Genomic DNA, 26353 nt, shown 5'->3' with positions numbered 1-26353 from the left:
TATTGATCAAATCCATTGTTTTTAAACTTTGAAAGTTAGTCATTGAGCTAGCTTTTACTGATTTACCAAACCTTTACCGATTTAGCAAACCTATAGTGATTTACCCAATCTATAGTCATTTATCAAAGAGCATTATTATGTCATCTCAACCCATTGCCAGCCAAACGCCAAGTAAAGTCCTACAAACCAGTAGTTGGCTTTTCATGGCGATTTTAGGTGCGCTGATGGCATTTACCTCGCTGTCTACCGACATTTATCTCCCTGCTATGCCTCAGATGGAAAAGGATTTACAGGGCAATGTCGAGCTGACTATTACAGGATTTTTGGCGGGCTTTTCGGTAGCTCAGTTGATCTGGGGGCCGATCAGCGATCGTATCGGACGAAAAATCCCACTCTATATCGGCATGGTGATCTTTGTGATCGGTTCGGTGGGCTGTGTCTATTCGCAATCCATTGAGCAGATTGTATTTTGGCGGGTGATTCAAGCATTTGGTGCGTGTACGGCTCCGATGTTGGCTCGCGCCATGATTCGTGATCTGTATGCTCGAACACAAGCAGCACAAATGCTTTCGACCTTGACTATTGTTATGGCGATTGCGCCGATTGCAGGGCCATTATTGGGTGGACAAATCATCAAATTTAGCACGTGGCATTCGATTTTTTGGCTATTGGCTGTGATTGGGGTGTTGATGTTTTTGTCGCTGTTTTTCTTACCTGAAACGCATACACCCGAACGCCGTCAAAATAGTTCAATTGCTGTGGTGTTTCAGCATTATGCCCGCTTACTCAGCAATTGGCAGTTTATGCGCTATACCTTATGTGTGACTTTTTTCTATGTTGCGGCGTATACCTTTATTGTCGGTTCGCCTTATGTGTACATCACCTATTATGGGGTGGATCCGCAACATTATGGGTGGTTATTTGCGATTAATATCGTCGGTATTATGGGGCTGAGTTTTTTAAATCGAAATTTGGTCAGTCGCTTTAGTCTAGATCACTTGCTGAAATGCACCACAGCCATCGCAAGCATTTCTTTAATCATTTTATGTATTGTCTACCGTTTGCATATCGTTGGTATATACGCTGTAATTACAATGGTATTCTTTTTCTTTTCGATGAATGGCATGGTCGCCGCCAATTCTACTGCTGCGGCTTTGGATGGTGTGCCTGAGATTGCAGGCTCTGCCTCTGCACTGATCGGCTCATTGCAATATGGCAGTGGTATTATTTCATCACTACTACTTGCAGGACTGTCAGTCACTTCACCGTGGATGATGATTGCGATCATGACCGTATTTGCCTTTGCCAGTTGTGCGATGGTGTTTATTCCTCAGCGCAAAAGCAAAGCGGGTATTTGATTGAAGCATGTGACCGATGTTTGTGAATTGCGCAGATGGGTATTTATATCTCGATAAATTTTTCCGAAAAGCGCAAATACAGCGAAGAATTCTGTAAAATCGACAACTTTATACTCGCAGCTCAACACCACAGGTCGTCAAAAGGTCATCCCATGGAAATCAAAGTCAATTATCTCGACAATCTTCGCCAAGAAGCCAAGTTCGATGATTTTAGTGTGATTGCAGATCAGCCGATCCGCTACAAAGGTGACGGCTCTGCGCCAGGGCCTTTTGACTATTTCCTTGCTTCATCAGCACTTTGCGCAGCGTATTTTGTCAAAGTCTATTGTGCAGCTCGTGATATTCCGACCGATAATATTCGCCTCTCACAAAATAATATCGTCGATCCTGAAAACCGCTATAAACAAATTTTTAAAATCCAAGTGGAATTGCCTGCTGATATTTCAGATAAAGATCGTCAAGGAATTTTGCGTTCGATCGACCGCTGTACAGTGAAAAAAGTCATTCAAACTGGGCCCGAATTTATCATCGAAGAAGTGGAAAGCATTGATGCCGATGCGCAGGCACTGCTCATGCCGAGCCTGACCTCAGATAATCAGACCTTTATTGAAGGCAAAGACCTTCCGCTTGAGCAAACCATTGCCAATATGTCGAGTATTTTGGCGAATCTGGGCATGAAGATCGAGATCGCTTCATGGCGTAATATCGTACCGAATGTGTGGTCATTGCATATTCGTGATGCGCAGTCGCCGATGTGCTTTACCAATGGTAAAGGCGCAACTAAGGAAAGTGCGTTGGCATCGGCTTTAGGCGAATTTATTGAGCGTTTAAACTGTAATTTCTTCTATAACGATCAATTTTGGGGTGAAGAAATTGCCAATGCCGAGTTTGTGCATTATCCCGATGAGAAATGGTTTCAGCCGAGTAAAGATGATGCTTTACCATCTGAGATTCTCGATGAATATTGCTTAGAAATTTATGATCCTGATAGCGAACTTCGTGGATCGCATCTGTTCGATACCAACTCAGGCAATACCAAACGTGGCATTTGCTCGTTGCCATTTGTACGCAAGTCAGATGGTGAAACGGTATATTTTCCATCCAATTTGATTGAAAATTTATATCTTAGTAATGGCATGAGCGCAGGCAATACTTTAGCCGAAGCGCAAGTGCAGTGTCTTTCAGAGATTTTTGAGCGTGCAGTCAAACGTGAAATTATTGAAAATGAAATCACGCTACCTGATGTGCCACAAGATGTTTTAGACCAATATCCAAGCATTGTGGCAGGGATCAAAGGGCTTGAGGAGCAGGGCTTTCCAGTCTTGGTCAAAGATGCCTCGCTTGGTGGTCAATTCCCTGTGATGTGCGTGACTTTGATGAATCCACGCACAGGTGGCGTATTTGCTTCATTTGGTGCACATCCAAAGTTCGAGGTTGCATTAGAGCGTAGTCTGACTGAACTCTTGCAAGGACGCAGCTTTGAAGGCTTAAATGATTTACCACGTCCGACCTTTAGCACGAATGCAGTGACTGAGCCAAATAATTTCGTTGAGCATTTTATTGATTCTAGCGGTGTGGTGTCGTGGCGATTCTTTAGTGCAAAATCGGATTATGATTTTGTTGAATGGGATTTTACCGCCAACGGGACGCACAGCAATGCTCAAGAAGCGGAAACGCTATTTGCGATTCTCGAAGACATGGGCAAAGAGTCCTATATGGCAGTCTATGAACATCTTGGCGCAACGGCGTGTCGCATCATCGTGCCTGATTATTCCGAAGTGTATTTGGTTGAAGATTTGATTTGGGACAATACCAATAAAGCCTTGGCTTTCCGTGAAGATATTCTCAATCTGCATCGCCTAAATGATGAACAGTTGCAAGCGCTGGTTGAGCGTTTGGAAGACGTCGAAGTCGATGATTATACTGATATTACCACCTTGATCGGGATTGAATTTGATGACAATACGGTGTGGGGTCAGCTTACCATTCTTGAGTTAAAGCTGTTGATTTATCTCGCATTAGAAGAATTTGAAGAAGCCAAAGAATTGGTCGAAACCTTCTTGCAATACAACACCAACACCGTCGAGCGTGGTTTGTTCTATCAATGTTTGGATGTGGTGCTCGAAGTCATGCTCGATGATGAGATCGATATTGCTGATTTTGAGGTGAACTTCCGCCGTATGTTTGGCGATGAGCGCATGGATGCTGTGCTTGGCTCAGTTGATGGTTCTGTGAAATTCTACGGACTGACCGAAACCAATATGCAGCTTGAGGGCTTAGATCGTCATCTGCGTTTGATCGACAGCTATAAAAAGTTGCATCAAGCCCGTGCAAAATTCGTCAGTTAATAATCGGAAGATGCAACGGAATTGATTGGCTAGCTTTCATCGGCAAGTTGCATGGCGGCATCTAAGGCTTCATGCAACCGTGCGACTGCAATCACATTTAAACCTTTAATAGATTGTTGCGGTGCATTGCCACGAGGCACGATCACCGTTTTAAAGCCATGTTTTTGCGCTTCTTTTAATCGCTCTTGACCATTCGGTACAGGGCGAATTTCCCCTGATAAGCCAACTTCCCCAAATACAGCCAAATGTTGTGGAAGTGCTTTGCCTCGTAAGCTCGATGCACAGGCGAGCAGTACGGCTAAGTCCGAACCTGTTTCGGTAATCTTTAAACCACCGACGATATTGACATACACATCTTGCCCGACCATTTGCACACCGCCATGACGATGCATCACCGCAAGGAGCATTGACAATCGGTTCTGTTCCAAACCAAGTGCCACACGACGAGGCTGTCCATGCGCATCATCGACTAAGGCTTGCACTTCAACCAACAGTGGGCGTGTGCCTTCACGGCTGACCATGACGATCGAACCCGGGATTGCTTCGTCATAGCGACTCAAGAAAATTGCCGATGGATTAGCGACTTCTTTTAAGCCTTTATCGGTCATGCCAAATACGCCAAGCTCATTGACTGCGCCAAAACGGTTTTTCACCGCACGGATCATGCGATAGCGTGAGTCGGATTGCCCCTCAAAATAAAGCACGCAATCGACCATATGCTCAAGCACACGAGGTCCTGCCAGCGAACCTTCCTTAGTCACATGACCGACGATAAATAGCGAGGTGCCAGTATGTTTGGCAAAACGGGTGAGAATCGCTGCCGACTCACGAATCTGCGATACGCCTCCCGGTGCAGATTGGATGGTTTCGGTAAATAGGGTTTGAATTGAATCGAGCACAGCCATTTGCGGGCGCTCTTGCACCAACACTTCGCAGATACGCTCCACACAAGTTTCCGCCATGACTTTCAGCGCATTCGTTGGCAAGTCTAAACGCTTAGCACGAAGTGCCACTTGCGATAAGGATTCTTCACCTGTGATATACAGCGCAGACTGTTGTCCTGCCATATAGGTCGCAGTTTGCAGGAGAATGGTGGATTTACCGATACCGGGATCACCGCCGATCAGTACTACTGAGCCAGTGACTAGACCGCCACCTAGCACCCGATCAAACTCGCCAATGCCTGTGGTGGTACGGGATTCATAGCTGACTTGTACTTGATCGAGCGTGGTGACACTGGAGTTTTGACCTGCATAACCACCAGTTTTAATGCCTGATTTGCCACGATGTGCAGTGGTGGATTCCAGCGTGGTTTCGACCAAACTGTTCCACTCGCCACAATCAGAACATTGTCCTGCCCATTTGGGGTGATCGGTACCACAATGCTCACAGCGATAGACAGTTTTGGCTTTACTCATAGGAAAAATCAGTATTTAAGGCGAATGTATTTGTGTTGATTATAAGGAGAATTGGAGAGCTTGCCAAAGTGAAAATGGCGATAGGCGTTGTATTGCGACAATCTAAGTCGTGAAGTGGATTATTCGACGTATAAAAAAACCTGCTGGACGAATCCAACAGGTTTTTATTTTTACCATCTTGAGCATTTTGGCTTAGTACAACTCACCAGCCTTACGCTTCGCCAAGAATTCTTTGGTTTGTTTCACTACGATGCCCGATAACAACAGTAGAGCGATCAAGTTTGGTGCTGCCATTAGACCGTTGAAGGTATCTGCCATCAGCCATACCAAGTCGAGTGTTGCTACAGTACCAATGAAGATGGTCGCAATGTAGATTAGACGGTAGATGATCACAAACTTTTCGCCGAAGAGGTAAGTTGCACATTTCTCACCGTAATAGCACCAACCCAGAATGGTCGAATAGGCAAAGAAGATAATACCGAAAGTCACGATCCAGCCACCAAATCCAGGCAGCAATTGATTGAAGGAGTCGGTGGTGAGTACCGCACCAGATTTTTCCATAAAGCTACTGTCATTGATCATAAATGCCATGACCAACACCAAACCTGTAATGGTACAGACGATGATGGTATCAATAAATGTACCTGTCATCGAAACTAAACCTTGACGGACAGGGTGGTCAGTTTTGGCAGCAGCAGCAGCGATTGGCGCAGAACCCATACCTGCTTCATTTGAGAATACCCCACGTGCCACACCGTAACGAATTACCGCACCAATTGCACCACCAGCCACCGCTTGACCAGTAAAGGCATCGCTAAAGATTAATTTAAATGCAGGAATGATCAAATCAGCATGCATGAAGATAATTGCCAAGCCACCAAGTACATAGATGATCGCCATAAATGGCACGATGAAAGTCGATGCTTTGGCAATAGACTTAATCCCGCCCAAGATCACCAATGCAGACAGTGCAGTAATCACCACACCAACGACCCAAGTCTGCACGCCGAAGCTGTTTTCTACAGCAAGTGCCACGGTATTGGACTGTACTGAACTGCCGATCCCGAAAGATGCTAGCGTACCGAATAGGGCAAACAGCACCGCCAACCATTTCCATTTTAGACCACGTTCGATGTAGTACATCGGACCGCCTGACATTTCGCCTTTTTCATTTTGTACACGGAATTTCACTGCCAATACACCTTCGGCATATTTGGTCGCCATACCGAATAGCGCAGTGAGCCACATCCAAAATACCGCACCAGGACCGCCGAGCGCACATGCGGTTGCAACACCTGCGATGTTACCCGTACCGATGGTTGCAGCCAATGCCGTCATTAACGCACCAAACTGCGAAATATCGCCAGAGGCACCTTTGGCACCATCATGACGTCCAAACACCTGTTTGAAAGCCAACGGTAATAAACGAATTTGTAGAAAGAGCAATCTTAAGGTGAGGTAAACGCCCGTACCGACCAACAGAATCAACATTGGCGGGCCCCAAACGAAATCACTTAAGACTTTAAAAAAACTTTGTAATTCTTCCATATGATTTTATTTTCCTCTTAAAAACAGGTTGAGCATATTGACTTATACATCCACTAGCAAGGCACATGCCAGAACTTTCTACGCATTTAAATTAAAAAAAGCTGAAATTGCTGTGAAATTATCCATTTTTGAGTTTAGGTTTGATAAATTTTGATCAATATTTAATTCAATGAATTATGTTTTATAAATGAAATGCTTAGCATTGACCACAACGCACCGAAATTGTTCATACGATTGCCTTAGTGCAGTGCTGTATTTCTGCGGGCATTTCAAGCTATACTTCCAATAATCATTATTTTTAGCGATTTACCCGATGCAAATCATCAAAATCACCTTATTTTCACTGGCTTCTGTTTTGCTTTTGTCTCATTTGACAGCCTGTGGTCAATCTGGACCACTGATGTTGCCATCTGATCCGAATATGGATAAGCGCTCGAATTATTTGTTGTATAAACAGAACCATGCTGAAAATAGTAGCACGGCTCAAGCGCAACAGACTTCATCGCAAGCTGATCATGACCAAGCCGTAGAGCAAGTCGAAGACAAAGTGTTTTTGCAAGCTGATCCAAGCCTGCCGAATGGCGCTGAATAACTGATCAACGCTGTTCTGTGAAGTGGATTTTGTGTGAAGTAGATTTTGCATCTAAAGGATTTTTAAATGAGTTTTACCCGTCAAGCTGGCGTGCTCCATGCAGAGCAGTGTTCCCTCGAAGATTTGGCAGCGCAATATGCCACACCGCTTTATGTCTATTCAAAATCGGCTTTGACCAAGCATTATCAAGATTTGGATCAGGCGTTTGATTTTATTGATCATCAGATTTGCTTTGCGGTGAAATCCAACTCCAATATTGCAGTGCTCAATGTCTTGGCAAAACTCGGTGCAGGCTTTGATATCGTCACAGGTGGCGAGTTGGCGCGTGTCTTGGCGGCTGGCGGTGATCCTGCAAAAATCGTGTTTTCAGGGTTGGGTAAATCTGAAGCGGATATTGAGAAAGCCTTAGAAGTAGGCATTGCTTGTTTTAATGTCGAATCTTATGCAGAGCTTGATCGCATTGAAAAAGTCGCTGCACGTGTGGGCAAAAAAGCACCAGTTTCATTACGTGTCAATCCTGATGTGGATGCCAATACTCATCCGTATATTTCTACAGGACTGAAAGAAAATAAATTCGGTATTCCAAGTGATAGTGTGTATGAAACTTATCAATATGCGGCGAGTTTGTCGCATTTGAATATTGTCGGTATCGACTGTCATATCGGTTCACAACTCACTGAAACACAGCCATTTGTTGATGCGCTCGATCGTGTCATTGAAATGATTGCACAACTTAAAACACTCGGGATTAATATCGAACACATTGATATTGGTGGTGGTCTAGGTGTGGTCTATAAAGATGAAACGCCACCGAGCTTTGCAGAATATGCCAATGCCATGCGCCCAAAACTCGAACAGCTTGGGCTAAAAGTCTATATGGAGCCAGGGCGCAGTATTAGTGCCAATGCAGGCGTATTGCTAACCAAAGTGGATTTACTCAAACCAACCAATCATCGTAACTTTGCCATTGTCGATGCAGCGATGAATGATTTAATTCGTCCGTCATTGTATGAAGCATGGATGAACATTGAATCCGTGACCCCAAGTCAGACGATAGAGACTAAACAATGGGACATTGTCGGTGCAATCTGTGAAACTGGTGATTTTCTCGGTAAAGATCGTGCGCTTGCTTTGCAAGAAAATGATATCTTGGCTGTGCAAGGTGCGGGAGCGTATGGCTTTGTGATGAGTTCGAATTACAATAGTCGTGGGCGTGCAGCGGAAGTGATGGTCGATGGTGAGCAGTCTTATTTAATTCGTGAGCGTGAAAGCATTGAATCATTATGGGCGAATGAACGACTTTTACCTGAGCAGTCGTCTGAACAAGTCACAGCATCTGATATTTAAACAAAGTCAAAGGAGTAATGCATGATTTTACAATACAGCAAAATGCATGGTCTAGGTAATGACTTTGTGGTGATTGACTTGGTACGTCAACGTGCTTATTTGGACACCGTGACGATTCAGCGCATGGCAGATCGTCATTTTGGGATTGGTTTTGATCAATTATTGATTGTTGAGCCACCAGAAGACCCGACAGCGGATTTTAAATATCGTATTTTTAATAGTGATGGCTCGGAAGTTGAGCAATGTGGTAACGGCGTGCGCTGTTTTGCCCGTTTTGTTTATGAACAGCAACTGACCTATAAAACCAAAATCCGTGTGCAAACCAAATCAGGCATTGTCGAGCCTGAGCTTGGTGCCAATGGTTGGGTGCGCGTCAATATGGGACAGCCAAAATTTTTGCCTGAACAAATCCCATTCCAAGCAGAAAAAGCTGAAGAATTATATTCACTCCAACTCAAAGATGCTGAGATCAGCATTGATGTAGTAAATATGGGCAATCCGCATGCAGTGACTTTGGTCGATGACGTGTTGACTGCTAATGTCGCAACGATTGGTCCTCAGGTTGAGGCGCATGAGCGTTTCCCTGAGCGAGTCAATGCAGGATTTTTACAAGTCATTTCACGTAATAAAGCACGTTTACGTGTCTATGAGCGTGGTGTTGGTGAAACATTGGCGTGCGGTACGGGTGCATGTGCAGCAGTGGTGAGTGGTATTCGTCGTGGCTTACTCGACAATAATGTCGATATTGAACTGGCAGGTGGCATGCTCAATATTGCATGGACTGAAGGCGAGCCTGTATGGATGACTGGACCGACGGCGACAGTCTACGAAGGGCGTTTTGATTTGCGTTATTTTCAAAGTTAAATTGTCAGGGATAACTCAGCCAAGATAAAGCTCCTGTTTTTTAGTGCCTTTGGGTTTGTGTATTTGCATTAATGCTGAACAAATTTAGCTTATAAAATACACAAATCCTGCTACACTAAATAATAGGTGTTTGATCATGTGAGGCAGGTACAGATGAATAAAAAATTTGATCCGATTGTTTCTGAGTTTGAAAGTGCAGAACATGAAGCACGATATAATGCGTGGTTTATTACTAAAGTTGAGAAAGCAAAAGCAGATACGCGTCCAAGAATACCGCATGATGAAGTTGTAGCACGCTTTAAGAAGCGTCGTGAGCAACGAGAAGCCAATGCTCATCGTTGATTGGACAGAAGATGCTTTAGAAGACTTAGACTTAATTATTCAATATATTTTTGAATTTCATCCTGTATCAGCGTATCAATTTGAAGACCATGTTTTTCAATCTGCTCAGAAATTATCTGATCATCCATATATGGGGATTGCTGGGCGAGCACTAGGAACAAGGGAATTGTTAGTCCATCCGAATTATTGGTTAACCTATGAAGTGACAGATGTTATTTCTATACTCAGTGTGATACACACAAGAAAGTTGTATCCTTAGCGCCATGCATCTTTTGTTGAACCCATAATGAATACAATTCAATCAAATCAACACAATATCAATCAATATCTTTTTGATTGGTTAGATGTTTTATCCGTTCAACAACATTCTCAAAATACCATCGAAGCCTATCACCGTGATGTGCAGAGTTTTCTGCACTATTGTCTTGAACAGCAGATTCAGATTCAAGATGTGGAATTGTCTGATCTACGGCAATATTTAAGTTATTGCGTTGAACAAAAGAACTGGTCGAATCAAAGCATGCAACGTGCTTTATCAGCGATTCGTCAGTTTATGCAATGGTTACAAAATCAAGGCGTGCATGACAATGCACAGATTCAAGATTTTAAAATCAAACGTCAACCTCGACCACTTCCAGGCATGTTATCTCCTGAAAATATTCAACAATTGCTTGATCAGCCTGTGCCAAGTACGGAGAAACAACAATGGTTGTGGGCTCGTGATAAAGCCATGCTCGAATTACTTTATTCCAGTGGTTTGCGTCTACACGAGCTAGTTGAATTAAAACTGAATGACATTGCTTGGTCAGAGCAATTGATCCGAGTGACAGGTAAGGGGAACAAAACCCGAGTGATTCCCTTTGGGCAAAAGGCAGATCAAGCATTAAAACTATGGTTGACTGTACGATTGCAAAAGCCAGTTGATCATCATTTCGTTTTTATCTCACAAAATGGTCAGCAAATCTCCGATCGTCAGGTACAAAATCGAGTCAAACAGCAGGCGCAACGTGCAGGGCTAAGTGCTGATTTGCATCCACATTTATTACGGCATTGTTTTGCTAGTCATCTGCTCTCGGCGAGTGGTGATCTACGTGCGGTGCAAGAGATGCTCGGACATAGTGATCTCAGTACCACGCAGGTCTATACGCATTTGGATTTTGAACATTTGGCGAAGATTTACGATCAATCCCATCCTAGAGCAAAAAAGACTTAACTTTCATTTTCTTTATACATTCACAGCCAATTTCAGCAGGAATATCGCCATGAATATGCAACAATTCGAACAATGTCGGAAATTGATTCAAAGCATTCTAGAAAACTATCGAGACATTATCGGCAAAGACTTTGTCGGTTATCAAAATCATTGTATTCGTATGGCAGGTTGTTGTTTGGCATTGCTTTCACAGCAAGAAAACACGATCGATGTAGATGTCATTGAAAAGATCGCTATCGCAGCTGCTTTTCATGATATTGGCATCTGGACGGCAAACACCATTGATTATCTCGAACCGAGCATTCCACCGATGATGGCGTATTTGTCAGTGCAAGATAAAGCACATTGGTCAGATGAAATTCGTGTGATGATATTAGAACATCATAAGATCACCACAACGCAGTACCCGCAATATCCATTGGTCGAGATTTTCCGCAAAGCAGATTTAGCTGACTTTTCACTTGGTTTAGTGCGTTCAGGTGTGCCGAAACAAACCATTAAATATTTAAAACAACACTTTCCAAATGCAGGATTTCATCAACGTCTGGTCGAACTGACACTCAAAAATTTGCCGAAATCACCACTGAACCCACTACCGATGATGAAGTGGTGAAAAAACTCGCATATCGTTGCTTGATAATTCGGCAAACACATATTGAGAATGTGACGCATTAGTCATGACCCAATGATCACGATTATTGAGTCATGATATGGGTAAAACTGATGAGTGAAAATTTTTGTAGTGCTCAAACTTTGTATTGATATAATTTTTTAAAACTTTGGATTTATCTACTTTACTGAAAAATATAAATAAATTCCCATTAATTGAACTGAAAATTTTTAGAAATGGACGTTGTAGTGGCAGGTTAATGATCAATTCTGAATAAATATCAGTCTTCCTGATACTTTAAAAATATGGAAATTTTGACCATTTTCTACTGAATTTCCTGTCAAATCAGTCAATTCAGCAGGTATTTTTTTACGTCTTTTTACATCAAGCGCCTTTTTGTGACTTGACCGTACTGCCCAATGCAATGCAAGATAAGGCACGATAATTTTAAGCAAAGTGGTTTGCCGTGCAAACGCACAATTGTGCAACACTTTATAAACTCTCATCTGAAAGAGCCGAGGAATTACATGAAGGCACTTGTTGCTGTAAAACGTGTGGTAGATGCCAACGTGAAAGTACGTGTTAAAGCGGACAATAGCGGTGTTGATTTGACCAATGTCAAAATGTCGATCAACCCATTCTGTGAAATCGCTGTTGAAGAAGCGGTGCGCTTAAAAGAAAAAGGCACTGTTTCTGAAATCGTTGTGGTTTCAATCGGTCCTAAAGAAGCGCAAGAACAAATTCGTTCGGCAATGGCACTTGGTGCAGACCGTGGCATCTTGGTAGAAACAACGGATGAAATCGGTGCTTTAGAAGTTGCTAAAACATTGAAAGCGGTTGTTGATGCTGAAAAACCAGAATTGATTCTTTTGGGTAAACAAGCGATTGATGACGACTCAAACCAAGTGGGTCAGATGCTTGGCGCTTTACTTGGCGCAGGTCAAGGTACTTTTGCGTCAGAAGTGAAAGTGGACGGCGGTAAAGTACAAGTGACTCGTGAAATCGACGGTGGTCTACAAACTGTTGAATTGCAACTTCCTGCAATCATCACCACTGACTTGCGTTTGAACGAACCACGTTATGCTGCATTGCCTAACATCATGAAAGCTCGTAAAAAACCGCTTGAAACTAAAACGCTTGCAGATTACGGCGTGACTGCGGGTACAAACCTGAAAACGGTTAAGGTTGAACCACCTGCAGAGCGTAAAGCTGGCGTACAAGTGAAGTCTGTTGATGAGCTTGTAGAAAAATTGAAAAACGAAGCGAAAGTCATCTAATACAGAGGGATAAAAAATCATGAGTATTTTAGTTCTTGCTGATCACAATAACGAAACACTTAACGGTGCAACTTTAAACGTTGTTGCGGCTGCACAAAAAATCGGTGGTGATATCACTGTATTGGTTGCGGGTTCTGGTGCGCAAGCGGTTGCTGATGCAGCTGCGAAAGTTGCTGGCGTAAGCAAAGTATTGCTTGCTGACAACGCAGCGTATGCCAATCAATTGGCTGAAAACGTCGCAGCTTTGGTTGCTGATGTGGCTAAAGGTGGCTACAAGTATGTTCTTGCAGCGTCTACCACAACGGGTAAAAACATTTTGCCACGTGTTGCGGCACTTCTAGATGTCAGTATGATTTCAGACATCATCGCTGTGGAATCTGCGACAACTTTCAAGCGTCCGATCTATGCAGGTAATGCGATCGCAACGGTTGAATCTTCTGAATCAATCATTGTTGGTACTGTTCGTGGTACAGCGTTTGATGCGGTTGCAGCGGAAGGTGGTTCAGCGGCTGTTGAAGCAGTTAGCGAAGCCAAAGATGCAGGTATTTCGACTTTTGTTTCTGAAGAAATCGTGAAACTTGATCGTCCAGAATTGACAGCGGCTCGTATTGTTGTCTCTGGTGGTCGTGGTGTCGGTTCTGGTGAAAACTATCACAAAGTCCTTGATCCACTCGCTGATAAACTCGGTGCAGCGCAAGGTGCATCTCGTGCAGCAGTCGATGCTGGCTTTGTACCAAACGACTTCCAAGTTGGTCAAACGGGTAAAATCGTTGCACCTGATCTCTACATGGCGATCGGTATTTCTGGTGCGATTCAGCACTTGGCAGGGATGAAAGATTCTAAAGTGATCGTTGCGATCAACAAAGATGAAGAAGCACCAATTAACAGTGTTGCAGACTATTGGTTAGTTGCAGACTTGAATACAGCAGTGCCTGAGTTGGTTTCTAAACTTTAATGTTTAACTAACTCAACGTCTGTTGTAAGAAAAACGCTCTAAGGAAACTTAGGGCGTTTTTTTATGTATATTAACGTCTTAATTTACATTGTGATTTAAACTAAGATTTATAAATTCAATATAGAATGATTAGGATGATCATAATGATATCATTTCAAGCATATTTCTTAAAACTGGCGCAATACAATCAATGGGCAAACCAACAGTTGTATGCTGTGCTGAATACTTTGGATAATTCACAGCTTCATCAACTTCAGCCGAATTTCTTTGATAGCATCATCAAAACAGCAAATCATATTTGGGTGGGAGATACGCTTTGGCTCGGACGCATAGATGGCAATCAGCCTGCAAAATATCAACTCGATAGTGTAGTTTTTCAGGATATTCAGCGTTTGACCACAGCAAGAGTACAACTTGATCAAGCGCTTATCCAATACATCCAAAATTTAACCGAACAAGATATTTTAGGAAAAGTCAGTTATTCACGTTTGGGCGAGATGTTGCAGGAAAATTTGTATGATGTCTTGGCACACATCTTTAATCATCAAACACACCACCGTGGTCAGTTGCATAGTATGGTATTTGCAATGACGGGGCAGTCTTTAGCGTTGGATATGATTTATTTTCAACGAATAAAAGCATAAAAAATGATGGGATAATTTGACCCATTTCACAAAGCTTAATCATTTTGTTATTTTGTAGCTAGGAAGTGTATAGAAATCGTATTATAGTGTGTGGCAGGCGTAACTGCCTATAGGGAAATAAAAAAGACACAAGGGTAAAGGTAATTTTCGTGATGAAAAAAGTAATACAAGGATTTGTGATTTCTTCAATTCTTGCAGTAAGTTCATTGAGTGCATTCGCAGCAAGTCCAATTGTGGGTTATTGGAAGAGTATGGATGACCGTACTGGTGAGCCACTTTCAATTGTGCAAATCGAACAGGAAAAAAATGGCACTTATTCAGGGACGATCGTGTATCGCTATGCCAATCAAGGTGGACATACTTTGACGACCTGTGCCAAATGTCCAGAACCATATAAAGATAAGCCGTTGGTTGGCTTGAAGATTTTGACTGGTTTTACCGAGCTTGCGAAAAAGCCAGGCTATTATGTCAATGGTAAAGTGGTCGATGCCAAAAGTGGCGGTGTCTACAAAGGTAAAGCCAATGTCAGCAAAAATGGTAAACGTCTCAATATGCGCGGTTATGTTGGCGTATCATTACTTGGTCGCTCAAATGTCTGGGTACGCCATGACAGCGCAAATCCTTAATTTGTTATGAGTGTATAGTTTGAGCAGTTTAGCTAGGCGTTTTCACTGAAGTCACGTTTACGTTAAATAAAAGCCAAATATTTCGATATTTGGCTTTTTTCATCATTAAAATCTAATGCAATGTTCCACGATATTTTGCAAATAATTAAACTGTTTATAGACTGCAAAAACCAACAATAAAGACCGTGATTTACTCGGTAAAATAGGCATTTTGTGCTATACTCGCAAGGTTGAAATTTAGCTCACACAAATTAATTTTAAGTGCTTATATTTAAGTCATTTTTTGCTTCAAATCTGATTTTAAAAATAGCTCAAAACTGATAGCAAGGAGATTGCATGAGCGTATCGGAAATTCGCCCGATTGCGATTGAGGATGAACTCAAAAATTCCTATCTCGATTATGCAATGAGTGTCATTGTTTCACGTGCATTACCTGATGTGCGTGATGGTTTAAAACCTGTTCACCGTCGTGTGCTGTATGCCATGCATGAGCTGGGAAATGACTATAACAAAGCCTATAAAAAATCTGCCCGTGTGGTCGGTGATGTGATCGGTAAATATCACCCGCACGGTGATACTGCTGTGTACGACACCATCGTGCGTATGGCGCAACCATTTAGCTTGCGTTATCTGTTGGTTGATGGTCAGGGGAACTTTGGTTCAGTCGATGGTGATAGTGCTGCGGCGATGCGTTATACAGAAGTGCGTATGACCAAGCTCACCCATGAGCTACTTGCCGATCTTGAAAAAGATACTGTCGATTGGGTCGATAACTACGATGGTTCTGAGCGCATTCCAGATGTGTTACCGACACGGATTCCCAACCTATTGGTGAATGGTACTACAGGGATTGCGGTGGGTATGGCGACCAACATGGCGCCACACAACCTCACCGAAGTGATCCATGCTTGTCTTGCTTATGTCGATGATGCCAATATTCCGATTGAAGGCTTGATGCAACACATTTCAGGTCCTGATTTTCCAACAGGCGGTACGATCTATGGTCGTGCAGGCATTATTGATGCATATCGTACTGGTAAAGGACGTGTGCATATTCGTGGTAAATATCATGTTGAAACCAATGATAAAAATGATCGTCAAACCATCGTATTTACCGAAATTCCGTACCAAGTCAATAAAGCAAAAGTCATTGAGCGGATTGCAGAATTAGTCAAAGAGAAAAAACTCGAAGGGATTTCCGAGCTTCGTGACGAATCTGATAAAGAAGGTATGCGGATTGCGATTGATCTTAAGCGTGGCGAAAACGCTGAAATCGTGGTCAATAATTTATTCCTAAATACCCAATTGCAAAGCTCATTTAGCATCAATATGGTCTGTCTAGATAATGGACAACCGAAGTTGATGAATCTAAAGGATATCGTTGCAGCCTTTATTCGCCATCGTCAAGAAGTCGTAACTCGCCGTACCATGTATGAGCTACGCAAGGCACGTGAACGTGGTCATATCTTAGAAGGTTTGACCGTTGCGCTTGCGAATATTGATGAGATCATCGAAACCATCAAGACTTCTGCCAATCCTGCGGAAGCTCGTGAGCGTCTACTTGCCAATGAGTGGCAAGCGGGTGGTGTGATCGCTTTGCTTGAAAAAGCAGGTTCGGTATCGGTGCGTCCAGAAGTGATTGAAGGTGAGGATCCATCTCGTCCATTTGGTTTGGATAATCTCAACTATCGACTTTCTCCTGCGCAAGTTGGCGCGATTTTAGAATTGCGTTTGCATCGCTTGACAGGTCTTGAACAAGACAAGTTGCATGCAGAATATAGCGAAATCCTCGGTCAAATTGCAGAGCTGACAGCGATTCTCAATGACTTTAACTTGCTCATGAATGTGATTCGTGAAGAGTTAAGCGCAGTATTGCAACAGTATGGTGATGAGCGTCGCACTGATATTATTGAATCTGGTGTGGACTTCTGCCGTGAAGATTTGATTCCTGAAGAGCAAGTGGTCTTGACTGTTTCCCAAACGGGTTATGCCAAGACACAACCACTTTCAGACTACGAAGCACAGCGTCGTGGCGGTCGTGGTAAATCGTCAACCAGCATGAAAGAAGACGATATTATTCACCATTTGGTAGTGACTTCGAATCATGCCACGGTACTGTTCTTTACCACACGTGGTAAGGTTTATCGTCTGAAGGCCTTTGAAGTGCCGATTGCTTCTCGTGGTGCCAAAGGTCGTCCGATGGTGAATTTGTTGCCATTAGAGGGCAATGAAAATATCACGGCGATTCTGCCAATTCGCGAGTTTGCTGAAAATCAATATATCTTTATGGCGACTGCTTCGGGTACGGTGAAACGTGTCACGCTAGAGCAATTTAGTAATATCCGTGCTAATGGTTTACGTGCGATTGAACTCAGCGATGATGATACTTTGATTGGTGTGGCGATCACTGATGGCGAACAGCAAATCATGTTGTTTAGCAACGAAGGTAAGGCGATTCGCTTTGCTGAAGGTGATGTCCGTGCGATGGGTCGTACCGCAAAAGGTGTACGTGGTATGCGAGTGAATTTCGCAGGCAGTACGCTTGATGAAGACGATGCCGATGTTGCGAATGACGATGCTGACAACAATGGCGATGATTCAGATGATGATAGCACCTCAAATAGCCGTATCGTGTCCTTAGTCGTTGTGCCTGAAACAGGTGAAGTGCTCTGTGCATGTGCCAATGGTTATGGTAAACGCACAGCGGTGGGTGAATTCCCAACCAAGAAACGTGGCGGTAAAGGTTTGATTGCGATTAAAACCAGTGAGCGTAATGGTGAATTGGTGGGTGCGGTTGCTATCGATGAGCATAAAGAGCTGTTGTTGATCTCTGACGGTGGCACGATGGTGCGTACACGTGCGCATGAAATTGCGACCACTGGACGTAATGCGCAAGGTGTTCGCTTGATTCGTCTGGGTCAAGATGAAACGCTGGTTGGTTTAGAAGCCTTAGAAGATTTGTCAGATGATGAAAACGAATTGTTAGTAGAAGCGAACAATGCAGAAGTGAATGCTGAATCTGAAACGGATTCAACGGAGCAAAGCGATACCGATCAAACGACTCCTGATGATGATAAGGAATAAAATTTCCTGATTATCACACTAAGATCACCTCGTTAAGATCACTTTCACATGATCATTAAAAGACATCTTCGGGTGTCTTTTTGCTTTGTTAGATTATTAAATGATTTCCAAATCGCATGGGTCTGCGATGCGCTTGCATCTTGCGATCGATTGGTTATGATGAAAAGAGAAGAATACGACCAAGGCAAAACTATGCTGGACTCATCAGCCGAACATCAAAACCTACAACAAGCACACCAACACATCAAATCAGAACTGTTAAAACTGGACGCATCCGCACAACATTATGAATCAATGCGTCCTGAGCCAAAGCCGATTTTGGATCATCCTGCGGCAATTTACGATCCATTAAATATTCCTGATGCCTTACTCACCTTTAATAAACAACATGACTTTGGTGATGAGATTGGTCAACATCAAAAATGGTTTGTTGATGTGTATACAGGGTGTTTGATCGTACCGATGCCCAACATCGAAACTCGGCATAAATATCTGAAATTTCATGATTTACATCATGTATTGACTGGATATTCAGTGGGGCGAATTGGGGAGGGCAAGGTCAGTGCTTGGGAGCTAGGAACAGGCTCGATGTGGCAATCGCCGTTGTTGGGTATTATGAATTTGATTGCGCTATCGACAGGATTTTTTCTTGCACCACAACAAATGTGGCACGCTTACAAACGAGGCACGCAAAGTAGACATCTGTATCGAAAGCGAGATCGGCAAAAAATTGATCAGAATCATTGGCAAAGTATTGCGGATTTAAAAGATGATTTTTTAGAAATTCGACCTGTACAGCTTTATTTCGGTGTGCGTGCTGTTGAATATGTGATTTATCTACTACTCGCAGTGCTGATACATGCCATTGTGGTGATTCCTGCATTGATTTTGCGCTTGATCGTGGATATTGGGTTGAAAAAATCATTGATAGAAATGATTCGCCCGCCAAAGCGACCTGATTTGTATTAAGCCATCTATGCGATGGATAACGCATTGGCGATCTGTAGCATGGCTGTACCGATTTTCTAAGCCATCTATGCGATGGATAACAAAGCCCTGAAGCCTTGATATTAAAAGGTTTCGTTTCTAAGCCACCTGTGCGATGGATAACAGCCTTCTAATTGTAATTCACCGCCTACATCATTTCTAAGCCATCTGTGCGATGGATAACTATCTCAAAATTCTCTATTAGTTATATTATTATTTCTAAGCCATCTATGCGATGGATAACATCAAATCGAGAACCTTTGCAAAAGAGTCCTTTTTCTAAGCCATCTATGTGATGGAGAGCGAAAAAATTTTTATACTTATTACAAGTTGTTGATTTTATTGAGTTGTTAATGAGTCGAAAAAATAAAGGGTATTTTTCATCAAATTTTAGTATAACGTGGAAGATATATCCAGCGCAGTTGATGATTTCTATGAATGCAAAATCAACGACAAATTCGCCCAAAACGAGCGCCACCAAAGAGCTCGCCGAACAAATCCTAGCGGTCGTGGCATTGATCCCGTATGGCAAGGTGGCGAGCTATGGACAGGTTGCTCGAATGGCAGGCTTACCCAAGCATGCTCGCTTGGTGGGAAAAGTTTTGGGCAATATCGATGATCGCAGTACTTTGCCGTGGTATCGTGTGGTCAATGCACAAGGCAAAATTCGTACCACGATGCTGACCGAAAAAGGGCAGAATCTGCAACAGCAATTATTATTGGCAGAGGGCGTATTGGTCAAAAATGAGAAAATTGATCTCAAAACCTATGCTTGGTAGCAAGCGCTGGTTTCGAAATCAATTGGCTTTAGAGAGAGTTGTCGGGCAAAAAGATTATGAAGCGGAGAGACAATCGGGGAGGTGAGAAAATTAAGCGATTTGATAGACATAATTTTCCCAGTACTGCGCTTTCATTGAATCACGTTCTACACGAAAACCTTGTTGATACAACTGAGATAAGAACATTGCCGCCTTGGCATGTCCTGCTTTTGCCGCAGTTTCAAGTTGTTGAATACCACTGCGGTAGTCCATTTGGGTTTGTACAGTGATAACACCTGCTGAGTACAAATGCTCAGCGTCGTCGGTAGCCTTTTTAAAGTTCATGGTTTGCTCCTTTATACTTGTAATGGCTTTGTTTCATAATATTTCAAACAGGCATTCAACCTGTTGCCGTCATTCCGACTGTTTTTGTTAAGTAGGGTGACGGTGATGTTAGATTGTCAGTCTGGCATGACAGCCTCATGACAATGTTGATTAAAAATGTGTCTAATCTAAAAAAATTACCAAAGTACAACGCAGTTTCAAAAAGTTTTTATACATCGTGAGTTAAGAAACGATTTCATGCCGTTTTCAAAATCACTTTGCTTTCAAAATCATGGCTTTTTAAATCACGATGCTTAAAATCAGGACGCTTTTATAATCACGATGCTTTAAAATCATTAGGGTAAAAAAGGAATGATTTTTAGGAGATGAAAGCAACGTAAAATCTTCATGCATTCGATAACATTGATTGAACCAATTACTATCAATAAATCAATGTGAATAAATCACTGCGTTTAGAAGTTGTCTATGGGAATTTAAAAAATTTAAAGAGTAGCAATATGACAGCTTAAAATTATACTGATATACACATTTTAAAATAAGAAAAACTTATTTGTGAACCAGTTATAGTCTTGATCAGGCAATAAGTCAAGCCATCTTCACAAAACTGTCATATAAGGACGACGACGATTCGAGTCTTTGGCAACGATATTTTGAGGGGGGGGATCGAGAAATAATCGGCGAATAATCGGTAAATCACAGGTGAAGGATTAGGCGTCAAGCGCTGTACGGGACGAAATCACTTGAGCACGGGCGATTCTATCGCTAGAATCAAAGCTATGAAAAAAAATGTAACATTATTTACGCACGTTGATTTTGCACAACTTTCAAAACAGCATCTGCTCAAGCTCACCGATTATGCACAGCATATTCTGGTGGCGATGTTGATTTTGATGATGTTGGCGTGGGGGTTGTCTAGTGCACAGCGTCCGATCAACGCACAGCAACAACAACATCTGCATGCATTAATGACGCAAGGTTTGTACCCAGATAGCAAAGAGGCGGCGCTGTATTTGTTCGAACAGGCTCGCTCAACACAGACAGCGGTGAATCAATTTCAATATTTTAAGCTACTGCGAGTCCATCACAAAGGACAACAACGCATACATTTCCAACAAGCCGTTGAAGCAGAGCAAATGCATAATTAGTTCATACCACTATTTCATCTCATTATTTCAGCAATATGATTTGCATGGTGTCGATCGTCTGATTGCTTTGGCTCGGTTTGCGTTTGTTCCACTGGCGTTATCTCAGATTGTGTTTGCTCTGTTTGTGATTGTTGAGTTTGCGACTGTATATATGGGGCGAGTTGTTTTTGGTACAACTTTTCCACTTCGCTGGTCGAAATATCCTTGCCAGCAAGCACGGTTAAGAAATGTTCAGGGTGAATGTGTTTTTGCCAAGCACGTTGCACATCTTCTGCGGTCACCGCTTCGATGGACTGCTGATATTGGCTGAGATAATCACGAGATAAGCCATAAAATCCCATGGCACCAAGCTGGCTATTGATATTGGCATTACTGCGCAATAACAGGGGAAATGCTCGGATTAGACTGCGTTTGCTTGCTTCAACTTGCGTGGGATTGAGCGGTTGATACAAAAACTTCAATAATGTTTCATAGGTAATATCAAGGCTTTGCAGTAGCTGATCACGTTGCGTGGAATATTGAACATAAAATAAACCTTGTGACTGCATACTACTCAGATTGCTCGAGGCGCTATAGGTCAGTCCACGTTTTTCTCGTAGCTCTTGCATCAATAAACTGGTAAATCCACCGCTACCTAAGATTTCATTGCCCACTTCAAGGGCGAAGCGGTCGGGGTCATCACGACGAATCCCCACTTGTCCGATCATGACATGCGCTTGGGTCGAGTTAAATGGAATACGGATAATCTGTGCTTTGCTCAGCGCTTTGGCATCAGGGAGCTTCGGTGCGGGTTCACCTGCGCTCATTTCGCCTGTGAGTAAATCAATCAACTGCTGAGCATGTTGCGTAGTGACATCGCCTGTGATGGCAATATTTAAATTCTTTGCCACCAAATATTGATTTTTAAAGGCTTGAATGTCTGCGCTCTGAATGCGTTTGAGGCTTTGTATGGTGCCTGTACTAGGCTCAGCATAGGGATGATCGCCATACACCGCACGATAAAAACGCACACTCATACTGCGTTTGGGATTTTCCTTGACTTGTTTTTGTCCGACTTGGGCATTATTTAAAATACGGTCAATACTACTTTGTGGAAATTTTGCATCTTTAAGCAGCAAAATCAATTGGTTCAGTGCAGGATCAAGACGCTTTTCATCAGAAAGCACACGAAGCCGTACCACAAACATATCCCGATAGGCTTGAGCAGAATACTCTGCACCGATACGCTCAAAACTTTGCGCAATGTCATTGGCAGTTTGGCTAGATGTACCTTCACCGAGTAATCGTGCTGTGAGATTTGCCAAGCCATTCAAACCTTTGCCGATGCTCTCATCACGTGCTGAGCCTGCGTTAAAAGTCAGCTGAATATCGACAATCGGCAACTGATGGGATTCTACCAACAGCGTTCTCACACCATTTTGACTAAATAGTTCCTGCACGTGTGGCGCTTGATAGGCGTGTTGCTGTAGATCGTGCAAACTTTGCAAATAGCTCAGTGCAGGAATGTTTTGTAGGTGTTGCGGAGCTTGATCAGCTTGTACTTCACCTGTTTCATCGTTTACTACAGATGACGTTGACGAGGTGGTTTGTCCATGTTCGATTTGGGTCAGTTCAATGTCTTTGGCAATCGCAAACTGCGGTGATAATCCACAGCTTAATAGCAGTGCGACGGCACAGATAATTTTATATTGATCGTGCTGTGCTGAAGTGCCTGCTGAATTTTTATGTATTGGCATGGTTTGCTGAAGCGCTAATTTTTTAAAGTTTGTCATCTGTGGCACACCTTAATTTTTTAAACTGTGTCCAGCCACAGGTTGACTGATCGATTGATTCTGGTCGTTGGGCTGTGCAAGCGTAGCATTCTCTTGGTTTGGAGTGCTGTTCTGCACAAAGGTAGGCTGTTGATCCAGTGGTAATAGATATAGGCTGGCAAGATTATCGTGATTAAAATACTGAGTCACCACTTGCTGGAGATCCTCGGCTTTGATGGCATCGTATTTTTGATAGAGTGTACTGATGGTTTTGGCATCGATATTATTGGCTTGCATTTTGCCGATCAGTTCCGCTTGTCCTTGCAAAGTGTCTTGCGCATAAACGATTTCTGAGAGGGTGGAGGACTGTACACGCAGTAGCTCATCGGGTTGAATCCATGTGGTTTTGAGTTGATCGATCAGCGTGGTGATGGCTTGCTCAGCCTGCTCGAGTGTGACCCCTTCGGCAGGAATGGCGGTGATGCTAAAGAGGGTATCGCCACGATTAAGCATTTCATAGTTGGCGCTGGCGGTGGTGAGGATTTTTTGTTTGCGCACCAGTTCATTCTCAATTCTAGCGGATAGTCCGCCGTCTAAAACTTCTCGAAATACATCCAAGGCATAGGCTTGAGTGCTCGGCGAGGCAGTGGCGAGACTGGGTACATTCCAAGCCATATACAGGTTTGGCACCTGTACCGCAGCATATTTGACTTCATGTCTGTAGCCCGCTTGATTCGGTTCTTTCAGTGCGGTGCGTTCGGGCAAGGCTTTGGCTTTGAGGTCACCAAAATAGCGCTGCACCTGAATTAAGGTCTGTTTGGGATCGACGTCGCCGACAATCACCAAGGTCGCATTATTTGGTGCGTACCACTGTTTATACCAAGCATTCACTTGTTCTAAGTTAATGTGATTGAGGTTGTCCATATAGCCAATCACAGGTAAGCGATATCGGCTGGTCGGATAGGCTATTGTTCTAAAATTTTCAAAGGCTTGGGCTTGCGGATTATCTTCGATACGTTGCCGACGTTCTTCTTTGACCACGTCGATTTCGGTAGCAAAATCTTGCTGTCTTAAATGCAAATTGCTCATTCGATCTGATTCAAGCTCGAGCGCCAATGCCACATAATCTTTCGGATAGAGCTGATAATAGTAGGTATAGTTGTGGTTGGTGATGGCATTAAAACTGCCCCCAAAATTGGCATTGATTCGTTTAAATTGATCATCGGGCACTTTCACCGTACCCTTGAACATCATGTGTTCCAACACATGTGAAATACCCAGTAAATCATCAGGTTCATCCACACCACCGACCTGATACCAGACCTGTACCATGACCAAAGGCGCACGATGATCAGGCTGAATCACGACTTTTAAGCCATTGCTCAAAGTCTGATAAAGCGGTTGATCGCTTGGCTTGGTCGTTACTTTTTTGCTGTGCTTTTGTGTAGTGGCTTTGGCATGGGTAACGGTTGGCAGACTCAGTATCGCAGGAGCAACACACAGCAATGCGATCGCCAACACTTTAGTGTGTGGCGTGATTTGATTAATGTGCAAAGTATCGATGTGACGGCGTTTAAAAATATTTAACACAACAAAAAATTAGCCTAAAAATGTGATGAGTTTGGACTTAAGCTATTGATATAAGAAAAACAAAGCAGATGCAAGTGCAACAGGTGATGTTCGGTAACAGCAAGTGAATCGACTGCAACCGTGATGCGATTATCATCGGCAATAGATGAGTTGAAAAAGCGAAATATGCTACAATATTGTCAATTTAAGATTTTCATTTTGCCATTTGCTCGCATCAAGGATTTTTCATGCAAGACAATTCTAATTCACCACAAAAGTTTTTAATTGATGCCGAGATTGGTGATGATGATGTGACGTTGCCAAGTTTACCAAGTGTTGATGTGCCGATCATCGAAACATCACGGGTCGAACAGGCTCAGCAAGCGGAACAAGCAAAAGCAGTAGAGTCAGCAAAAGTCGTCGAACCAGCACAGCCGATTCAACCAGAACCAGTCAAGCCTGTGGCTGAACAAACGATTACACCGAATCAGACCACTACAGCATCCGCTGAAGTCAGCCCACAAATACCTGTAGCAGACAATAATGCAGATACGGCGGAAAGTTCAGGCGGTTTCTTTAGCCGCATGAAACAAGGCTTGGCAAAGTCCCGTAAGAATCTCGCTGATGGTATGGTCAATATCTTGATTGGTGGCAAAGAGATCGATGATGAGTTGTTAGAGGAAGTTGAAGATCAGCTGTTGGTAGCGGATATTGGCGTGGATGCGACCAAAACGATTATCCAAAATCTCACCGAACGGACTGCACGGGGTGATTTGATTTATTCACATTCCTTGTACAAAGCCTTGCAAGAAGAATTAGTGAATCTACTTGCGCCACGCGTCAAACCGCTACATATTGATCCGAATAAATCGCCGTATGTGATCTTGGTGGTCGGTGTCAATGGTGTGGGTAAAACCACCACCATTGGTAAATTGGCAAAGCGTCTACAAGGTGAAGGTAAAAAAGTCATGCTGGCAGCGGGCGATACGTTCCGTGCGGCAGCGACCGAACAACTGCAAATCTGGGGTGAGCGTAATCAGATTCCTGTGGTGGCGCAAGGTCACGGTTCAGACAGTGCTTCGGTGATTTATGATGCCATCGCCAGTGCACGCGCAAAAAATATTGACGTGTTGATCGCCGATACCGCAGGACGTTTACATAACAAATCGAACCTGATGGAAGAGCTCAGCAAAGTCAAACGTGTCATGCAAAAGATCGACGCTACAGCGCCACATGAAATTATGTTGGTGGTTGATGCGGGTACAGGTCAAAATGCCATTAACCAAGTGCAAATGTTTGATGAAGCGGTCGGCTTAACAGGTTTGACCATCACGAAGCTCGATGGTACGGCGAAAGGTGGTGTGCTGTTTAATATTGCCAGTAAAACCCATGTGCCGATTCGCTATATTGGAGTGGGTGAGAAGATTGATGATTTACGTCCATTTTCTGCAAAATCCTTTGTGGCTGCATTATTCCAAACTGATGAGTAAGCAACATGGATCATGTTGTTTGAAATGATCCTGATCGTAAAAAGCCAATTCGTTGATCTGAATTGGCTTTTTTATTGCCCTA

23 protein-coding genes are annotated in these 26353 nt (G+C 43.1%); 18 read left to right on the top strand and 5 right to left on the bottom strand.

From position 1 onward, the window contains the following. Window positions 1-137 precede the first annotated feature (137 nt). Entirely contained in the window at window positions 138-1358 is a 1221-nt protein-coding gene (locus BLQ60_RS02265) for a multidrug effflux MFS transporter (RefSeq protein WP_092615347.1), read from the top strand. A 152-nt stretch (window positions 1359-1510) separates the two neighbouring features. Beyond that, a complete protein-coding gene (locus BLQ60_RS02260) occupies window positions 1511-3706 on the top strand; it encodes an OsmC domain/YcaO domain-containing protein (RefSeq protein WP_092615344.1) in 2196 nt (731 codons plus the stop codon). A gap of 29 nt (window positions 3707-3735) precedes the next feature. Here the strand turns inward: BLQ60_RS02260 and radA are convergent, their stop codons facing one another. Together radA and BLQ60_RS02250 are read right to left on the bottom strand one after the other, a co-directional pair. After that, on the bottom strand, window positions 3736-5124 hold the full coding sequence (gene radA / locus BLQ60_RS02255) for a DNA repair protein RadA (protein ID WP_092615340.1): 1389 nt from the start codon (window positions 5122-5124) through the stop codon (window positions 3736-3738). Between the two features lie 192 nt (window positions 5125-5316). After that, on the bottom strand, window positions 5317-6672 hold the full coding sequence (locus tag BLQ60_RS02250; protein WP_092615337.1) for an alanine/glycine:cation symporter family protein: 1356 nt from the start codon (window positions 6670-6672) through the stop codon (window positions 5317-5319). Window positions 6673-6985: 313 nt separating this feature from the next. Here BLQ60_RS02250 and BLQ60_RS02245 point away from each other — a divergent pair, with 313 nt between their 5' ends. The 14 genes from BLQ60_RS02245 to BLQ60_RS02175 all read left to right on the top strand — a co-directional run bounded on the left by BLQ60_RS02245 (window position 6986) and on the right by BLQ60_RS02175 (window position 19992). Further along, window positions 6986-7264 (top strand): LptM family lipoprotein, encoded by a 279-nt coding sequence (locus BLQ60_RS02245; RefSeq protein WP_171259019.1) that lies wholly within the window; start codon window positions 6986-6988, stop codon window positions 7262-7264. A gap of 66 nt (window positions 7265-7330) precedes the next feature. Next, on the top strand, window positions 7331-8611 hold the full coding sequence (gene lysA / locus BLQ60_RS02240) for a diaminopimelate decarboxylase (protein ID WP_092615335.1): 1281 nt from the start codon (window positions 7331-7333) through the stop codon (window positions 8609-8611). Window positions 8612-8632: 21 nt separating this feature from the next. After that, window positions 8633-9475: a diaminopimelate epimerase gene (dapF, locus tag BLQ60_RS02235; RefSeq protein ID WP_092615332.1), complete on the top strand. Its 843-nt coding sequence runs from the start codon at window positions 8633-8635 to the stop codon at window positions 9473-9475. A gap of 153 nt (window positions 9476-9628) precedes the next feature. Continuing rightward, complete coding sequence (gene relB / locus BLQ60_RS02230) at window positions 9629-9817, top strand: type II toxin-antitoxin system RelB family antitoxin (RefSeq protein ID WP_092615329.1); 189 nt, start codon at window positions 9629-9631, stop codon at window positions 9815-9817. Continuing rightward, window positions 9804-10076, top strand: a complete 273-nt coding sequence (locus BLQ60_RS02225) for a type II toxin-antitoxin system RelE/ParE family toxin (RefSeq protein ID WP_092615326.1) — start codon at window positions 9804-9806, stop codon at window positions 10074-10076. The genes relB and BLQ60_RS02225 overlap by 14 nt, the downstream gene beginning before the upstream one ends. Before the next feature lie 27 nt (window positions 10077-10103). Beyond that, window positions 10104-11030 (top strand): site-specific tyrosine recombinase/integron integrase, encoded by a 927-nt coding sequence (gene xerA / locus BLQ60_RS02220; protein WP_092615323.1) that lies wholly within the window; start codon window positions 10104-10106, stop codon window positions 11028-11030. Window positions 11031-11079: 49 nt separating this feature from the next. Beyond that, window positions 11080-11643, top strand: coding sequence for an HD domain-containing protein (locus tag BLQ60_RS02215; RefSeq protein ID WP_092615320.1), 564 nt, complete (start codon window positions 11080-11082; stop codon window positions 11641-11643). Window positions 11644-12167: 524 nt separating this feature from the next. After that, complete coding sequence (locus BLQ60_RS02205; protein ID WP_092615314.1) at window positions 12168-12917, top strand: electron transfer flavoprotein subunit beta/FixA family protein; 750 nt, start codon at window positions 12168-12170, stop codon at window positions 12915-12917. A gap of 19 nt (window positions 12918-12936) precedes the next feature. Next, window positions 12937-13872, top strand: coding sequence for an electron transfer flavoprotein subunit alpha/FixB family protein (locus tag BLQ60_RS02200; RefSeq protein WP_092615311.1), 936 nt, complete (start codon window positions 12937-12939; stop codon window positions 13870-13872). Between the two features lie 143 nt (window positions 13873-14015). Beyond that, the gene (locus tag BLQ60_RS02195; RefSeq protein WP_244515934.1) at window positions 14016-14516 is read left to right on the top strand and encodes a DinB family protein; all 501 of its coding nucleotides are present in this window, start codon (window positions 14016-14018) and stop codon (window positions 14514-14516) included. Window positions 14517-14665: 149 nt separating this feature from the next. After that, the gene (locus BLQ60_RS02190) at window positions 14666-15142 is read left to right on the top strand and encodes a DUF2147 domain-containing protein (protein ID WP_378235143.1); all 477 of its coding nucleotides are present in this window, start codon (window positions 14666-14668) and stop codon (window positions 15140-15142) included. Between the two features lie 336 nt (window positions 15143-15478). Continuing rightward, window positions 15479-18226, top strand: a complete 2748-nt coding sequence (gene gyrA, locus BLQ60_RS02185; protein ID WP_092615305.1) for a DNA topoisomerase (ATP-hydrolyzing) subunit A — start codon at window positions 15479-15481, stop codon at window positions 18224-18226. 156 nt (window positions 18227-18382) lie between these two features. Beyond that, a complete protein-coding gene (locus BLQ60_RS02180; protein ID WP_244515933.1) occupies window positions 18383-19195 on the top strand; it encodes a hypothetical protein in 813 nt (270 codons plus the stop codon). A gap of 452 nt (window positions 19196-19647) precedes the next feature. Further along, the gene (locus BLQ60_RS02175) at window positions 19648-19992 is read left to right on the top strand and encodes an MGMT family protein (protein WP_092615302.1); all 345 of its coding nucleotides are present in this window, start codon (window positions 19648-19650) and stop codon (window positions 19990-19992) included. 90 nt (window positions 19993-20082) lie between these two features. Here BLQ60_RS02175 and BLQ60_RS02170 read toward each other — a convergent pair whose 3' ends face one another. Beyond that, on the bottom strand, window positions 20083-20316 hold the full coding sequence (locus tag BLQ60_RS02170; RefSeq protein WP_092615299.1) for a hypothetical protein: 234 nt from the start codon (window positions 20314-20316) through the stop codon (window positions 20083-20085). A gap of 776 nt (window positions 20317-21092) precedes the next feature. Here BLQ60_RS02170 and BLQ60_RS02165 point away from each other — a divergent pair. Next, window positions 21093-21461, top strand: coding sequence for a hypothetical protein (locus BLQ60_RS02165; RefSeq protein WP_092615296.1), 369 nt, complete (start codon window positions 21093-21095; stop codon window positions 21459-21461). A 14-nt stretch (window positions 21462-21475) separates the two neighbouring features. Here BLQ60_RS02165 and BLQ60_RS02160 read toward each other — a convergent pair whose 3' ends face one another. Together BLQ60_RS02160 and BLQ60_RS02155 are read right to left on the bottom strand one after the other, a co-directional pair. Then, window positions 21476-23233, bottom strand: a complete 1758-nt coding sequence (locus tag BLQ60_RS02160) for a M16 family metallopeptidase (RefSeq protein ID WP_092615294.1) — start codon at window positions 23231-23233, stop codon at window positions 21476-21478. 12 nt (window positions 23234-23245) lie between these two features. Then, window positions 23246-24802 carry a M16 family metallopeptidase gene (locus BLQ60_RS02155; protein ID WP_244515932.1) on the bottom strand — a complete coding sequence of 519 codons (1557 nt, stop codon included), beginning with the start codon at window positions 24800-24802 and terminating at the stop codon, window positions 23246-23248. A 227-nt stretch (window positions 24803-25029) separates the two neighbouring features. On the opposite strand from BLQ60_RS02155, the gene ftsY reads away from it, so the two are divergent. Continuing rightward, entirely contained in the window at window positions 25030-26271 is a 1242-nt protein-coding gene (gene ftsY / locus BLQ60_RS02150; protein ID WP_213030455.1) for a signal recognition particle-docking protein FtsY, read from the top strand. The last annotated feature ends 82 nt before the right edge of the window (window positions 26272-26353 follow it).

The sequence above is a fragment of the Acinetobacter marinus genome, from assembly GCF_900096915.1.
GTDB lineage: Bacteria > Pseudomonadota > Gammaproteobacteria > Pseudomonadales > Moraxellaceae > Acinetobacter > Acinetobacter marinus.
This window is presented reverse-complemented; position numbering and strand designations above follow the sequence as displayed.